Below are 14,672 nucleotides of genomic sequence, written 5' to 3'. Positions count from 1 at the left end.
GATAATTAAGCGATAAAACGCGCGAATTTTAGCATTACGGAGGGTCGATGAGCCAGGTTGAGTTAAACGGACAGTCATTCACTTTAGACAGATTCCCTGTCGGCGTGGAAGAGGCGTCGCTACAGGCGTGGGACGCGGCGGATGAGTATCTGCTGCAACAGGTGAATGAGGTCGATGGCCCGGTTCTTATTTTTAACGACAGCTTCGGCGCGCTGGCGTGTGCGCTGGTGTCGCATCGCCCGGTTTCCGTCAATGATTCCCATATCGCTGAGCTTGCGGCGCAGCACAACTTGCGCATTAATGATCTGGATGAAACCGCCGTCACGCTGCAAGACAGCCTGAGCCCACTGCCTGCAAACCCGGCGTTAGTGCTTATCAAAGTGCCAAAACAGCTGGCGTTGCTGGAGCAGCAACTGCGCGCGCTGCGCAACGTGGTGACGTCGCAAACGCGGATTATCGCCGGGGCGAAATCGCGTGATGTCCACAACTCGACGATAGCGCTGTTTGAAAAAATCCTCGGGCCGACCACCACCACGCTGGCATGGAAAAAAGCACGGCTCATCAACTGCACGTTTAGCGCGCCTGCGCTTGACGAGAGCTCAGTGCTCGCCAGCTGGAAGCTGGACGGCACGAACTGGACCATCCATAACCATGCCAACGTCTTTTCCCGCAGCGGGCTGGATATTGGTGCGCGGTTTTTCCTGCAACATCTGCCGGAAAACGTTGAAGGCGAGATGGTTGATCTGGGCTGCGGCAACGGCGTAATTGGTTTAAAACTACTGGCGCAAAACCCGAACAGCCGTGTGCTGTTCGCCGATGAGTCGGCGATGGCGGTGGCTTCCGCGCGGCTTAATGTGGAAGCGAACCTGCCGGAAGCGGTCGAACGCAGCGAGTATATGATTAATAACTCGCTGTCCGGCGTGGAACCGGACAGGTTTGATGCGATAGTGTGTAACCCGCCGTTCCACCAGCAGAGCGCAATCACCGATCATATTGCCTGGCAGATGTTTAACGATGCGCGTTTTTGCCTGAAATATGGCGGCGAGCTGCGCATTGTTGGCAACCGCCACCTCGACTATTTCCGCAAGCTAAAACGTGTTTTTGGCAACTGCGAAACCCTCGCCACTAACAACAAGTTCGTGGTGCTGAAAGCGGTGAAAGTGCGTAAAAAGCGTTAACGGAAAGTGGCCCGCTCTGCGGGCCACTTTGTTTTAAATCGTCAGCGCCAGTTTTGTCCCTTGCGCAATTGCCCGGCGGGCATCCAGCTCTAGCGCCACATCGCAGCCACCGATTAAATGTACCGTTTTACCTGCTTCACGCAGCGGTTCTGCCAGCTCGCGTTTCGGCTCCTGGCCTGCGCAGATCACCACATGATCAACGGCTAATAGTTGAGGTTCGCTGCCGATCAACAGGTGCAAACCGGCATCGTCGATCTTTTGATAACTTACCGACGGGATCATTTTTACCCCGCGCGACAGCAAAGTTGCACGGTGGATCCAGCCCGTCGTTTTCCCCAGACCTTCACCAGGTTTGCTGGCTTTACGCTGCAACATCGCAATGCGGCGCGGGCTTTTCGGCAACTGCGGTCCTTCCGGGCGCAGACCGCCGACTTCATTCAGGCTGGTATCAATTCCCCATTCCACACAAAACTCGGCGATATTCTGGCTGGTTGGCTCGCCCGGCTGGCTTAAATACATCGCCGTATCAAAGCCGATCCCACCGCAACCAATAATGGCCACACTTTCGCCCACCGGCACTTTATCGCGCAGTACATCAAGGTAGTTCAGCACTTTCGGATGGTCGATCCCGTCGATCGGCGGCATTCGTGGTTCAATGCCGCTGGCAAGGATCACCTCGTCAAACTCCAACAGTCGGGCCGAATCGACGCGTTGATTCAGGCACAGCGTAACACCGGTCAGATCGATCATCCGGCGGTAGTATCGCAGCGTTTCGTAGAACTCCTCTTTGCCGGGGATCTGTTTGGCGACATTAAACTGCCCGCCGATCTCCGCCTGCGCGTCAAACAGCGTGACGCTGTGCCCGCGTGCGGCGGCATTAATGGCGAACGCCAGCCCGGCGGGGCCTGCGCCGACCACCGCCAGGTTTTTCTTTTGCACAGCCGGAAGCACCGGCATCTGGGTTTCATGGCAGGCGCGCGGGTTAACGAGGCAGGAGGTGACTTTACCGACGAATATCTGATCAAGGCAGGCCTGGTTACAACCGATGCAGGTATTGATCTCATCCGCGCGGCCGCTTTGTGCTTTCGACACAAACTCGGCATCGGCCAGAAACGGGCGCGCCATCGATACCATATCGGCATCACCACGCGCGAGGATCTCGTCCGCGACCTGCGGATCGTTAATGCGGTTGGTGGTGATCAGCGGCACCTTCACTTTGCCTTTCAGCTTGCGCGTCACCCAACTGAATGCGCCGCGCGGCACCGGCGTGGCTATGGTCGGGATACGCGCTTCGTGCCAGCCAATACCGGTGTTAATCAGCGTCACGCCTGCGGCTTCTACCGCCTGCGCCAGCGCGATGGTTTCCTCCAGCGTGCCGCCGCCTTCGACCAGATCCAGCATCGACAGGCGATAGATAATAATAAAGTTGCTTCCCACACGCTCGCGCACGGCACGCACCACTTCCAGCGCAAAGCGCATGCGCCGGGCATAATCGCCGCCCCATTCATCATCGCGGTGGTTAGTGCGCGCGGCGAGAAATTCGTTAATCAGGTAGCCCTCAGAACCCATCACCTCAACACCGTCATAACCGGCCTGCTGCGCCAGCGCAGCGCAGCGGGCGAAATCATCAATCAGCGTGAGAATTTCATCATGGCTCAACGCATGAGGTGTAAAGCGGTTGATCGGCGCCTGTAATGCCGACGGCGCGACCAGGTGTGGTTGGTAGCTGTAGCGCCCGGTGTGCAGAATTTGCAGGGCGATCTTGCCACCTTCCTGATGCACCGCTTCGGTGATTTGCCGGTGATGAGGAAGCTGGCTGGTATCGTGCAGCACCGCGCCGCCTTCCATGGTGACGCCGGAAAGCGCAGGCGCAACGCCACCGGTGACAATCAGCGCGACGCCATGACGGGCACGTTCGGCATAGAATGTCGCCAGCCGCTCGGCGCCGTCCGGGCGCTCCTCCAGCCCGGTGTGCATCGAACCCATCAGCACACGGTTTTTTAGCGTGGTAAAGCCCAGATCGAGTGGGGCGAACAGCGACGGGTAGTGGCTCATGCTCTCTTCCAATGTAAAATTATTGTTATGTGGTCGGATGAGTTCTACTTTAGCCGTCGCAGCAGAAAAGGGAAAAAGCGGAGCGAATGATTGTGATGGGATTCAAATATCCCTCTCCCGCGCGGGAGAGGGAAAAGCGCTTCAGCTACCGGTTGTCAGGCCGGGTGCCTGCCACAGGGATGTGGTTAAACCGCTGTCGACCAGGCCGAGCTGCTCCGCGTAGATTTTTTGCCACTTCAGCATCATGGTGTCGTACAGCTCGCGGTGTTCCGGGTTCGGCGTAAATTCCCGGCTCCAGCGCACCAGTCGTTCGCCGGTGGTGGCCATATCGTCGTACAACCCGGCACCTACACCCGCGGCGATAGCGCAGCCCAGCGCGGTGGCCTCTTTCACTTCCGGCACCCGTACCGGCAAACTTGTGACATCGCTTAAGATCTGGCTCCACAGCGCGCCTTTCGCACCGCCTCCTGCGAATACCAGGCTGTCGAACTGCACGCCGGAGAAACGCGAAATCTGCGCCAGATTGCAGGCGGAAACAATAGCGGCGTTCTCTTCCAGCGCGCGGAACAGCGTGGCTTTGTTGCATTTTTCCGGGTCGATGGAGAGATTAATAAACGACGGTGCGGCGTGATACCACTGCTTAAAGTGCATGGCATCGGAGAAAATCGGCATCACGCCCCATGAACCTGCCGGCACCCGGTTGGCCATCTCTTCCAGTAAGGTGTAGGCGTCAATGCCCATCCGTTCAGCAATCAACTTCTCTTCGGCGCAAAACGCATCACGGAACCAGCGCATGGTCAGGCCGGTGAAAAAACTAATCGACTCTGCTTGCACCATGCCGGGAATGACATGTGGATTGACGCGGATATTCATCTCCGGGTCGGTGCGCACTTGCGGCAGGTTTACCACTTGCTGCCAGAATGTGCCGCCGAGCACGGCGGTTTGCCCGGCGCGAACCACGCCAAGTCCAAGGCTGCCGAGCTGCACATCACCGCCGCCCATCACTACCGGCGTGCCTTCCCGCAGACCGCACTCCTGCGCTGCCTGGTGAGTCACTTCGCCCAACAGGCTGCCGGTCTCTTTCACGGGTGACAATAGATCCGGGCGTAACCCGGCCATATCCAGAAAGTCGAGCCGCCAGTCACGGGTAAAAAGATCGAGCATGCCGGTGGTGCCAGCGTTGGAGGGATCAACCGCTAACCAGCCGGAGAGACGTGAGGCCAGCCAGTCGCTGATCATGGTGATGGTGGCGGTATCGCGGTAAATATCGGGGCGGTGGTGAGCCAGCCATAGCAGACGCGGCATGGCGCTCAGCGCCAGCGTCTGCCCGGAAACGCGGTAGACTTCGGCTTCAAACTGCCAGTCATGAATCTCTTTTAACTCGGCAACTTCATGGCTGGCGCGGGAATCAACGTTGGCACATGCCCAGATGGCGTCGCCGTTGTTGTTATACAACACAATCCCTTCGCGCATGGAGCAGCAGGCTACTGACTGGATATCTGCGCCGTTCAGACCGGCGGTTTTCAGCGCCTGGCGGATGCACTGGCAGGCAAGTTGCCAGTTGGTGTTGATGTCGAACTCCATTGAACCGGGGACATTTTCTACGCTCAGGTGTTTCCACTCGGCCTGGCCGACAGCGATTTGCCGCCCGCTTAAGTCGAAGATCACTGCCCGAATGCTGCCAGTTCCTGCATCTAACGCTAAAAGGTAACTCATGGGTTTTGCCCCCTCGCAAGCATCATAGATAAAACTGTGATCCTCGTACGGTCGTAAATATAGTTCAGCGCCTACGCTTTTGAACGTTCTTCAGTCACAAAATCACTTGTTCTATCACAGCTTTTTGCGGGAGGGAGGATGGCAGATTTAGATGATATCAAAGATGGCAAAGACTTTGGATTGGGCACAGCGCAGCAAAATGTGCCTTTCACGCTGAAAGGCTGCGGTGCACTGGACTGGGGGATGCAATCGCGGCTGGCAAGGATCTTTAACCCGCAGAGCAATCGAACGGTGATGTTGGCCTTCGATCACGGTTATTTCCAGGGGCCGACCACCGGCCTTGAGCGCATTGATTTATCGATAGCGCCGCTGTTCGCACAAACCGATGTGCTGATGTGTACGCGTGGCATTCTGCGCAGTGTGGTGCCGCCAGCCACCAATAAACCGGTGGTGCTGCGTGCTTCTGGCGGCAATTCAATACTTGCAGAGCTTTCTAACGAATGTGTGGCGGTAGCGATGGAAGATGCGCTGCGGCTTAACGTTTGTGCAGTGGCGGCGCAAATCTATATCGGCAGCGAATACGAACACCAGTCAATTAACAACATCATTAAGCTGGTGGACGCGGGTAACCGCTACGGTGTGCCGACGATGGCGGTGACCGGCGTGGGTAAAGAGATGACGCGCGATGCCCGTTACTTTTCGCTGGCCAGCCGTATCGCCGCTGAAATGGGTGCGCAGTTTGTGAAAACCTACTTTGTTGAAGAGGGGTTTGAAAAAGTCACCGCCAGCTGCCCGGTACCGATCGTGATTGCTGGCGGGAAAAAGTTGCCCGAGCAGGAAGCGCTGGAGATGTGTTTCCGCGCTATCGATCAGGGCGCGTCGGGCGTGGATATGGGGCGCAATATCTTCCAGTCCAGCGCGCCACTCGCCATGCTCAAAGCGGTGAAAAAAGTGGTACACGAGCATATGCACGCCCGTGAGGCGTACCAGTTCTGGCTGGAGGAAAAACAAGGAGAGCAACCATGAATGTGACGCTGGTGGAAATCAATATCAAACCGGACCGTGTAGAGGAGTTTTTAGCCGTGTTTCGCGCGAACCATGAAGGCGCGATCCGCGAGCCGGGGAACCTGCGTTTTGATGTATTACAGGATCCGAAAGTGAAAACCCGCTTTTTTATTTATGAAGCGTATCAGGATGACGCGGCCGTACAGGCGCACAAAGCGACACCACACTACCTGGCGTGCGTGGAAAAGCTGGAGGAACTGATGTCGGAGCCGCGTAAAAAACGCAGCTTTATTGGTTTACTGCCGCAGTAAACATCTGCTTTCATGGTGGGATTGATTGCGCCTGAAAGCGCATACCACACCTGTAAAAGCCGTTTCTGCGTGAGATTGAAATCTCAAGGTAATAGGGCAGAAAACCTGAACGTGGTGATGACTACGGGTTTTCAATGAGCAATAAAAAACCCTCTCCCGCGGGGAGAGGGTTTTATGCGTACATCTTACGCCAGCTCTTCAGTAACCCGTAGGGCTGCAAGCGCGTTGGCTGCCGCTTTCAGCACTTCCTCACACTGCTCGATTGTCAGCGTTAGCGGCGGTTCGATACGAATGGTTTTCGCGTTATTGAGCGTCCCGGCGACCAGCACACGCTGGCGGAACATCTCACTGGCAAAGTTGTAGCCCGTTTCGTTATCGACAAACTCAATCGCCATCAGCATCCCGCGGCCGCGCGCATCCTGCACCAGATCCGGGTATTGACGCACCAGCGCGCGGAAACCGTCCAGCAACATGTCGCCTTTCTGCTCCGCCTGAGCGGGCAGGTTCTCTTCCAGCAGTACGTTGATGGTCGCCAGCGCTGCCGCACAGGCCAACGGGTTACCGCCAAACGTCGTGGTATGCAGGAATGGGTTGTCAAACAACACCGAGAACACCTCTTGTGTAGCAACCGTTGCGCCAATCGGCATAACGCCGCCGCCCAGCGCTTTCGCCAGGCACAAGATGTCTGGCTGCACGTTTTCGTGTTCGCAGGCGAACATCTTCCCCGTACGGCCCATGCCGGTTTGCACTTCGTCAAAAATCAGCAGCGCGCCAAATTCATCGCACAGCTTGCGAACCGCTGGCAGGTAACCTGTTGGCGGTATGATCACACCACCTTCACCCTGAATTGGCTCCAGGATCACTGCGGCGACATCATCACCGGTTTTCTGACATTCGCTAAGCAGCGTACGCATCGCGTCGATGTCGCCAAATGGCACATGACGGAAGCCCGGCAGCAGCGGCATAAAGGGTTTGCGGAAGGTCGATTTTGCCGTTGCCGACAATGCGCCCAGCGATTTACCGTGGAACGCACCGCTGGTGGCGACAAAGGTGAATTTGCCGCGCGGTGACTGATACGCTTTGGCCAGTTTCAACGCCGCCTCGACGGATTCTGTTCCGCTGTTGCTAAAGAAGCTGTATTTCAGTTTGCCGGGCGTCAATGCCGCCAGCGTTTTGGCCAGCATCGCTCGTAATGGATCGAGCAGTTCCTGGCTATGCAGAGGTTGTTTTGCGAGTTGATTCTGTACGGCGGAAACCACAACTGGATTACGGTGCCCCACATTGAATATTCCAAATCCACCCAGGCAATCTAAAAACTCCTGCCCCTGGGTGTCGACAAGCGTGTTCAAACTGCCAGCTTGCCACTCTACGGCTCCGTAATCCCCGCCGGCGGTAACAGATTTTCGATACTCTAGAAACCCCGGATTCACATGCTCTTTAAAGTAATCCACCACCTCTCGATTTAATGCTTTCATCTCCTCATGGTCGAGCGTTCGCTTTTCAATGAGATTCAGTGCGTGAGCGCTGCACGCTAATGCCGATGCGCTGGAAGGTAACCTGTTCAAAATGGGCTCCGGGGGCTCGCGTATCACATGATACCGATTTAAGTATTGCAGGGATTACGCCACTTCGGTGCGGGAAGCATAAATCGGGATAAATGCCAGGAGAAAATGGAGGCGCACAAAATTTAATCATGCCGTTGCGTTAATATTTTGTATCTTTTGTGATTAAAAATTGTTCACTTCTGGAGAGGGGATGAACGTATTGCGCCAATATGGTGCAATAAATGCGCGATTATAGGGCGTTTGTGTTAGAAAAACTCAGTGATAACATGGTGAAATTATTAAACTCATAACGTTAACAAGCCCACGAAAAGCAGGGTTTTATTGTAAATTGCGATCTAAATCAAATTTAACAACTAAAGATAAACTCATTATCGCCGAAATAACATTCGCAGTAATTTTTAACAGCAATATAACCTGCATAGGACGCAACCATGTCTTCTCTTCCTTATGTCAGCCAGCAGCGCTTTATGCTGGACGATGACACCACGCTCATGTCGACGACTGACCTGCAAAGTTACATCACCCACGCCAACGACGCGTTTATCCATGCCAGTGGTTATACCCAGAATGAACTGCTCGGCCAGCCCCACAATCTTGTTCGCCACCCGGATATGCCCAAAGCGGCATTTGCCGACATGTGGTACACCCTGCAACAGGGCGAGCCCTGGAGCGGCATCGTCAAAAACCGGCGTAAAAATGGCGACCATTACTGGGTGCGAGCCAATGCTGTTCCGATGGTGCGCAATGGCAAAGTCACCGGCTATATGTCGATTCGCACCGAGGCGAAAGATGAGGAGATCGCCGCCGTTGAACCGTTGTACAAAGCGTTAAACGAAGGGCGCTGCAACAAACGCGTCTATAAAGGCCTGGTCATTAGCAAGCGCTGGTGGGGAAAACTGGCAGGCATGCCGCTCCGCTGGCGTGCGCGTAGCGTCATGACATTATTGTGGGCGGCGCAATTTGCTGGATTGTGGTTTACCGGTGCAAGTGGCCCGGCGCTGGCGGTAAGTACGTTGGCGATGCTGCTGGGTTGCCTGGCATTTGAGTGGCAAATCGTTCGCCCAGCGGAAAACGTGGCGCGTCAGGCGCTGAGTGTGGCCACCGGGGAGCGCAATAGTGTGCAACCGTTGAACCGCAGCGATGAATTGGGGCTGACATTGCGGGCGGTCGGGCAACTGGGGCTGATGTGCCGTTGGTTGATCAATGACGTTTCAACTCAGGTTCACAGTGTGCGTAGCGGCAGTGAAACGCTGGCGAAAGGTAATGAAGATCTTAATGAACGCACGCGCCAAACGGTGGTGAATGTGCAGCAGACGGTTGCCACAATGAGCCAGATGGCAGCATCGGTACAAAACAACTCACAAACGGCATCGGCGGCAGACGAGCTCTCCAGCTCCGCCAGTAGCGCCGCTACGCACGGCGGCAAGGCGATGGAGACGGTGGTGAAAACCATGGATGAGATTGCCGATAGCACCGGGCGTATTGGTTCTATCACCAAGCTGATTAATGACATCGCTTTCCAGACCAATATCCTGGCGCTGAACGCGGCGGTAGAAGCCGCCAGAGCGGGCGAGCAGGGTAAAGGGTTTGCGGTAGTGGCAGGTGAAGTGCGTCACCTGGCGAGCCGTAGCGCCAACGCAGCGAATGATATTCGCAGGCTGATCGACGCCAGCGCCAGTAAAGTGCAGTCTGGTTACGACCAGGTGCATGCCGCAGGTCGAACGATGGAGGATATTGTTACCCAGGTGCAAAACGTCACTGCGCTGATTGGGCAGATTAGCCAGTCGACGTCGGAGCAGGCGACGGGGCTTTCCGAGCTTACGCGTGCGGTGGCAGAGCTGGATGCCATCACGCAGAAAAACGCCGGTTTGGTAGAGGAAAGCGCTGCGGTTTCGGCAATGGTTAAACATCGCGCAGACCGCCTGCAGGATGCTGTTTCCGTATTGCACTGATCGCTGGTAAACGAATTAAAAACCGCCTGTGGCCTCACTGGCGGTTTTTTTAGCTGCTTTTTCCCCGTATTCTCGCCTTGATGTAATGATGTTGTATATTCTTTGTTAATTAATTATTAAATACAATTCGCATTGCCAAATATTAATATATCTCAGTTTTATTTATTTAATTCTGAATAAAATTCAATGTAGCGACGTTAATATAAGTTGCGCAAATCTATTTTTTCGCGCATATAACGATCGATAAATAATAATTAATCGTTGTTGGCTATCAGAAGATTCATTAAGTAATTAAAAAAACGATCAAACTCATAAAGTTAGCGCTAACGTTACCGATAACGGCTAGTGGCTGCATTCTTTTAATTTGCGCCAGGGACTTAAGCGTGCCATTAGGGTGAAGGCGCGGAACTTTCGTCAATAAAATAATCAAACCCATGGAGAATATATGTTTTTACACGATGTAAAAATCGGCACGAAATTATTTCTGGCGTTCGGCTTTTTTATTGCGTTAATGGTAGTGAGTTCCTGCCTGTCACTTTTCAGCCTGAACCGCGCAAATAACGGAATGCAAGAGATCGTGCATGAAGATTACCCAACCACGGTAAAAGCGAATCAGCTTATTGATAATTTCCAGACCTTTGTCAGCACACAGCAACTGATGCTGCTGGATAGCGACGGTAAATGGACGGGGGAATCGCAAAAACAACTTGCTGAGATCAGCTCCCACATTACCGCTCTGCTGGAAGATTTATCTAAAAACCTGCGCGATGATAAATCACAGAAAATCCTCGCAGACATCCGCACCGTGCGCCAGCAGTATCTCGACTCTCGTTTCCGCATCCTCGATGCCGTTAAAAATAACGATCGCGCGGGTGCGATTCAGGAGATGATGACCAAAACCATTAATATCCAGAACGCTTACAAAGAGCGCGTTTTGGCGCTGATCGCCATTCAGGATGGGCAAATGCGCGCGGCGGGCGAGCAGGTGCAGAACGATTTCAGTTCAAACCGCCTGATGCTGATTCTGCTGGCTATTGTTAGCATCGGCATGGGCAGCCTGATTGGCTGGTATATCGTGCGGATGATCACTCGCCCGCTCAGAGAAGCCGTTACCTTTGCCGAAGCGATTGCCGACGGCGATTTGACGCGTACTATCGATTCTCGCCATCGTGATGAAACCGGCGTGCTACTGCGCGCGCTGATGGAGATGAAAAACCGTCTTGTTGAGATTGTTCATCAGGTGCAAAACGGTTCAGAGAATATCTCCAGTGCGGCGGCACAGATTGTGGCCGGTAATCAGGATCTGGCGGCGCGTACCGAAGAGCAGGCCAGCTCCGTCGAGCAGACGGCGGCTTCCATGGAGCAGATCACCGCAACGGTGAAAAACACTGCCGATCATACCTCCGAAGCCACACACCTCTCCGCCGATGCGGCGACAGTCGTGAAGAATAACGGCGAGATGATGAAGCAGGTCACCGAGAAGATGCGCGTGATTAACGACACGTCCAACCGCATGTCGGACATCATCAACCTGATTGACGCGATTGCCTTCCAGACTAACATTCTGGCGCTGAACGCGGCGGTCGAAGCGGCGCGCGCCGGTGAACACGGCCGTGGTTTTGCCGTCGTGGCCGGTGAAGTGCGTCAACTGGCGCAGAAGAGTGCCTCCTCGGCCAACGACATTCGCCATCTGATTGAAAGCTCTACCAGCCAGACCCGCGAAGGCATGGCGCTGGTCGAAAAAGCCAGCGCGCTGATTAACGGCATGGTTACTAACGTAGAAGAGATGGATGTTATCCTGCGAGAAATTGGTCAGGCGAGCCGCGAGCAGACCGATGGTATTTCGCAGATTAACAGCGCGATTGGCCTGATTGACTCCACCACCCAGCAGAACTCCAGCCTGGTGGAAGAGTCTGTGGCGGCGGCAGCGGCACTGAATGACCAGGCGTTGCATCTGCGCGAGCTGGTACAGGTGTTCCGCCTGCGCGAGGCGCCACAGGCCGTTTAATCGAGTTGTGAAATCTCCAGCGCTGCGCGGTCGATAATGCCAATTATCTGTTTAAGCTGCGTGGCGCTGACTCCCCCCTGATTTACCCGTAAATCCAGCACGGCTTTAAAGTTCTCCAGCGCCCGCTTCATCTGTGGGTTTTTGCGCAGTTGATAGCCAACGTTGCGCGCTTTAATCCGCTCTTCAATCTGTGCCAGCGATGGCTGATTTTCCGCCAGCCACTGCGTGCCCTGCGGTGTAATAGCGATCATCCTGCGTCCGTTTTCTTCATCGCCAACGGTAATAAACTGCTGTTCTTGCAGAAAATCCAGCGTCGGGTAAATCACGCCAGGGCTGGGTGTGTAGTTACCCTGCGTCAGTGCTTCAATGGCTTTGATCAGCTCATAGCCGTGGCTGGCGTTTTGGCTGAGTAAATGCAGGATCACCAGACGTAATTCGCCGTGACCGAAAAAACGTTGGCGGCGGCCGCTGCCGTGCCCGTGGTGGCGCTCACTGTCGGTATTGCCATGATGATGGCGCATAGCTGCTTTCTCACATAATTTGATATATCTAATTTATATCTAAAATAACCTCTTTAAACAATGCTGACGTTGCTGTTTATATTAATTTTCTGATTTTTAATGACATTAATTGAGCCTTTAGCAACCGGTGCGTTTTTACGAGGCTATATCATAAAAACATCTTGCCTTCTTCCCAATCAACAATCATTATCATTTGCACAATATTTAGATATATCGTATTCACATTCACGAAGGCCGATTATGACTACTCACCCTCAACGCTATCCCCAGCGAGTGCGCAATGAGCTGCGCTTTCGCGAGTTAACTGTTTTGCGCGTCGAACGCGTTGGCACGGGCTTCCAGCGCATTGTGCTCGGTGGCGAGCAACTGGATGGCTTCACCTCCCGTGGCTTTGACGATCACAGCAAAGTTTTCTTCCCTCAGCCGGGTACGCACTTTGTACCGCCTGTGGTGACTGACGAAGGTATCGCCTGGGGCGATGGCCCGCGCCCGGCTTCCCGCGACTATACGCCGCTGTACGATGCCAGCCGCCACGAGCTGGCGCTGGATTTCTATATTCACGACGGCGGCGTGGCGAGCAACTGGGCGATGCAGGCGCAGGTGGGCGATAAATTGACTATCGGCGGGCCGCGCGGTTCGCTGGTGGTGCCGGAAGATTACGCCTGGCAGCTGTACGTTTGTGACGAATCCGGTATGCCAGCGCTGCGCCGCCGCCTTGAAGCGCTCAGCCTGCTGACGGTACGCCCGCAGGTCACAGCGGTAGTGAGCATTGCGGATGTTGCCTATAAAGATTATTTCGCGGATATAAACGGGTTTGATATTCAGTGGGTCGAGGGCCATAACTCGCAGGCCGTTGCCGACAAACTGGCGGCGATAAGCGTGCCGGAACACGACTATTTTATCTGGCTGACCGGGGAAGGCGAGGTGGTGAAATCGTTGATGAACCGCTTTGAATCTGCTGACATTGATCCGCAACTGGTGCGCGCGCAAGCTTACTGGCACAAGAAATAAGCGGTAAGCCCGGTGCGATTACCGGGCTCGTTGCGCTCAGGCCACTTCGTCGTACTCGGCTTCGCTGACCTGCTGTTCCAGCGTCTGGCGGATCTCCGCCAGCGCTTTCTCCTGCTGGCGGAAGTAGGTTTCCCTGTCGCCAAGCGTGGAGATCAACTGCCAGGACTCCTCTTTTTCCAGCGTCGCCAGCTCTTCTATCAGGCTGGCGATATGCTGTTTGACCTCAAGAATACGCTGGCGCAGGCGCTGCAGGTCGTTGAGACGATCGCTTGCCATTAATGGCTCCAGCCCTTTTTGCAGACGGGTCAAAATCGAACGGATAGCACTAAGATCGCCGCGCTGGCGCGCCTGGTTAAGCTGCACCATCATGCTGTGGGCGTCGTTTTTCAGTTCGTTGTCCACCAGATCCGGATGACAGAGCTTGCTAGCCTGGCGCCACAGGCGTTTCAGTTCATGACGCTCGTCTTCGCTCATCTTCTGCTCGAAGCTAAAGCGTTTTTCCGCGTCGTGCTGCTGCTCCTGGTAGCTTTCATACTCCTGACGCGCTTCGTCACGCGCCTGGCGCGCGGGTTCTTCTTCACGCGTGAGGCCGCGCTCCAGCTCCTGCGCTTCGGCGAGCAGCGAGGCAATTAGCTCGCTTTGCTGTTGCAGATGTTTACGCGCTTCCGCTGCTTGTAACGAGTGTGGCGGCATACTTTGCCAGCGCTGTGTCAATGTCACTAAGACTTCCACCGCTTGAGACAGGTATTTCTGGCAGCGCAGATAATCCGCCTCGCGACGGCGTGCTTCCGCTTCCTGGCGGCGCACTGCAGCTTCGGCCAGCGTTTTACGTAGCCGCAGGATCTGCGACATCAGCGGCCCAAGGCGAGTTAAGTAGAGATCGTTGAATTCATCCAACAGCTGGATACGCGCATTGCGTTTATCAATGAGCTCGCGCATTTGCTCTTCCAGCGCTTTTAGCTCTAGCTTGCTGGCGGCCACTTGCGGGTCTTGCCAACTGACCACTGAGCGCTGGTTTTGCAGCCAGACGGTGATGGCGCGCATCGCTTCGCTGTAATTTTTCTCTTCAAGCGCGTGAACGATAAACGCTAACTCCGGGTCCGTAACTTCATTTTTAAGTAAAGGAAGCTGGCTGAGGATGATGCCGTCATCCTCCAGTTCAATGGCGTATTTGATGATTTCAAGCCGTTTTATAGGTTTGTTCATGGCGTTTCGTCAAAGCGCTTTGAGTGTGTTAAAGGGAGTTGTTAATTCATCAAATCTGGACCATGGATACAAATCTCGCAATAGCCCGGAGCCATATTACATGGGACATATTTCAATGCGTTAGTCTTTCTGTGAAAATTGCGT

11 protein-coding genes are annotated in these 14,672 nt (G+C 54.6%); 6 read left to right on the top strand and 5 right to left on the bottom strand.

Annotated features, from left to right (window positions below; all coding sequences use genetic code 11):
* Window positions 1-47 precede the first annotated feature (47 nt).
* The gene (gene rlmG, locus E0L21_RS05960; RefSeq protein ID WP_131407667.1) at window positions 48-1,178 is read left to right on the top strand and encodes a 23S rRNA (guanine(1835)-N(2))-methyltransferase RlmG; all 1,131 of its coding nucleotides are present in this window, start codon (window positions 48-50) and stop codon (window positions 1,176-1,178) included.
* A gap of 33 nt (window positions 1,179-1,211) precedes the next feature.
* Here the strand turns inward: rlmG and E0L21_RS05955 are convergent, their stop codons facing one another.
* Entirely contained in the window at window positions 1,212-3,233 is a 2,022-nt protein-coding gene (locus E0L21_RS05955) for an NADPH-dependent 2,4-dienoyl-CoA reductase (RefSeq protein WP_131407665.1), read from the bottom strand.
* 141 nt (window positions 3,234-3,374) lie between these two features.
* Window positions 3,375-4,949, bottom strand: coding sequence for an autoinducer-2 kinase (gene lsrK, locus E0L21_RS05950; RefSeq protein WP_131407663.1), 1,575 nt, complete (start codon window positions 4,947-4,949; stop codon window positions 3,375-3,377).
* 138 nt (window positions 4,950-5,087) lie between these two features.
* Here lsrK and lsrF point away from each other — a divergent pair, with 138 nt between their 5' ends.
* Both lsrF and lsrG read left to right on the top strand, forming a co-directional pair.
* Complete coding sequence (lsrF, locus tag E0L21_RS05945; RefSeq protein WP_131407662.1) at window positions 5,088-5,975, top strand: 3-hydroxy-5-phosphonooxypentane-2,4-dione thiolase; 888 nt, start codon at window positions 5,088-5,090, stop codon at window positions 5,973-5,975.
* On the top strand, window positions 5,972-6,265 hold the full coding sequence (gene lsrG / locus E0L21_RS05940) for a (4S)-4-hydroxy-5-phosphonooxypentane-2,3-dione isomerase (RefSeq protein WP_131407660.1): 294 nt from the start codon (window positions 5,972-5,974) through the stop codon (window positions 6,263-6,265). Before lsrF ends, lsrG begins: the two co-directional genes overlap by 4 nt.
* Window positions 6,266-6,450: 185 nt before the next feature.
* On the opposite strand, the gene ygjG is transcribed toward lsrG, so the two are convergent.
* Entirely contained in the window at window positions 6,451-7,830 is a 1,380-nt protein-coding gene (gene ygjG, locus E0L21_RS05935) for a putrescine aminotransferase (protein ID WP_170312055.1), read from the bottom strand.
* Window positions 7,831-8,261: 431 nt separating this feature from the next.
* Here ygjG and E0L21_RS05930 point away from each other — a divergent pair, with 431 nt between their 5' ends.
* Both E0L21_RS05930 and E0L21_RS05925 read left to right on the top strand, forming a co-directional pair.
* Complete coding sequence (locus E0L21_RS05930; protein WP_131407656.1) at window positions 8,262-9,782, top strand: methyl-accepting chemotaxis protein; 1,521 nt, start codon at window positions 8,262-8,264, stop codon at window positions 9,780-9,782.
* A gap of 445 nt (window positions 9,783-10,227) precedes the next feature.
* Entirely contained in the window at window positions 10,228-11,790 is a 1,563-nt protein-coding gene (locus tag E0L21_RS05925; RefSeq protein ID WP_131407654.1) for a methyl-accepting chemotaxis protein, read from the top strand.
* Here the strand turns inward: E0L21_RS05925 and E0L21_RS05920 are convergent.
* A complete protein-coding gene (locus tag E0L21_RS05920) occupies window positions 11,787-12,311 on the bottom strand; it encodes a PadR family transcriptional regulator (RefSeq protein WP_131407652.1) in 525 nt (174 codons plus the stop codon). The genes E0L21_RS05925 and E0L21_RS05920 overlap by 4 nt on opposite strands.
* 240 nt (window positions 12,312-12,551) lie before the next feature.
* On the opposite strand from E0L21_RS05920, the gene E0L21_RS05915 reads away from it, so the two are divergent.
* Entirely contained in the window at window positions 12,552-13,322 is a 771-nt protein-coding gene (locus tag E0L21_RS05915; RefSeq protein ID WP_131407650.1) for a siderophore-interacting protein, read from the top strand.
* A gap of 36 nt (window positions 13,323-13,358) precedes the next feature.
* Here E0L21_RS05915 and E0L21_RS05910 read toward each other — a convergent pair whose 3' ends face one another.
* The gene (locus tag E0L21_RS05910; protein WP_131407649.1) at window positions 13,359-14,528 is read right to left on the bottom strand and encodes a coiled-coil domain-containing protein; all 1,170 of its coding nucleotides are present in this window, start codon (window positions 14,526-14,528) and stop codon (window positions 13,359-13,361) included.
* Window positions 14,529-14,672: the final 144 nt, after the last annotated feature.

It is taken from the genome of Kosakonia quasisacchari (genome assembly GCF_004331415.1).
Classification (GTDB): Bacteria; Pseudomonadota; Gammaproteobacteria; order Enterobacterales; family Enterobacteriaceae; genus Kosakonia; species Kosakonia quasisacchari.
This window is presented reverse-complemented; position numbering and strand designations above follow the sequence as displayed.

Excerpts from the sequence above, each read along its gene's own strand:
- E0L21_RS05910 (WP_131407649.1), bottom strand. The coding sequence starts at position 14,528 with ATGAACAAACCTATAAAACGGCTTGAAATCATCAAATACGCCATTGAA.
- E0L21_RS05955 (WP_131407665.1), bottom strand. The coding sequence starts at position 3,233 with ATGAGCCACTACCCGTCGCTGTTCGCCCCACTCGATCTGGGCTTTACC.
- lsrF (WP_131407662.1), top strand. The coding sequence starts at position 5,088 with ATGGCAGATTTAGATGATATCAAAGATGGCAAAGACTTTGGATTGGGC.
- E0L21_RS05920 (WP_131407652.1), bottom strand. The coding sequence starts at position 12,311 with ATGCGCCATCATCATGGCAATACCGACAGTGAGCGCCACCACGGGCAC.
- lsrK (WP_131407663.1), bottom strand. The coding sequence starts at position 4,949 with ATGAGTTACCTTTTAGCGTTAGATGCAGGAACTGGCAGCATTCGGGCA.
- rlmG (WP_131407667.1), top strand. The coding sequence starts at position 48 with ATGAGCCAGGTTGAGTTAAACGGACAGTCATTCACTTTAGACAGATTC.
- E0L21_RS05930 (WP_131407656.1), top strand. The coding sequence starts at position 8,262 with ATGTCTTCTCTTCCTTATGTCAGCCAGCAGCGCTTTATGCTGGACGAT.
- E0L21_RS05925 (WP_131407654.1), top strand. The coding sequence starts at position 10,228 with ATGTTTTTACACGATGTAAAAATCGGCACGAAATTATTTCTGGCGTTC.
- E0L21_RS05915 (WP_131407650.1), top strand. The coding sequence starts at position 12,552 with ATGACTACTCACCCTCAACGCTATCCCCAGCGAGTGCGCAATGAGCTG.
- lsrG (WP_131407660.1), top strand. The coding sequence starts at position 5,972 with ATGAATGTGACGCTGGTGGAAATCAATATCAAACCGGACCGTGTAGAG.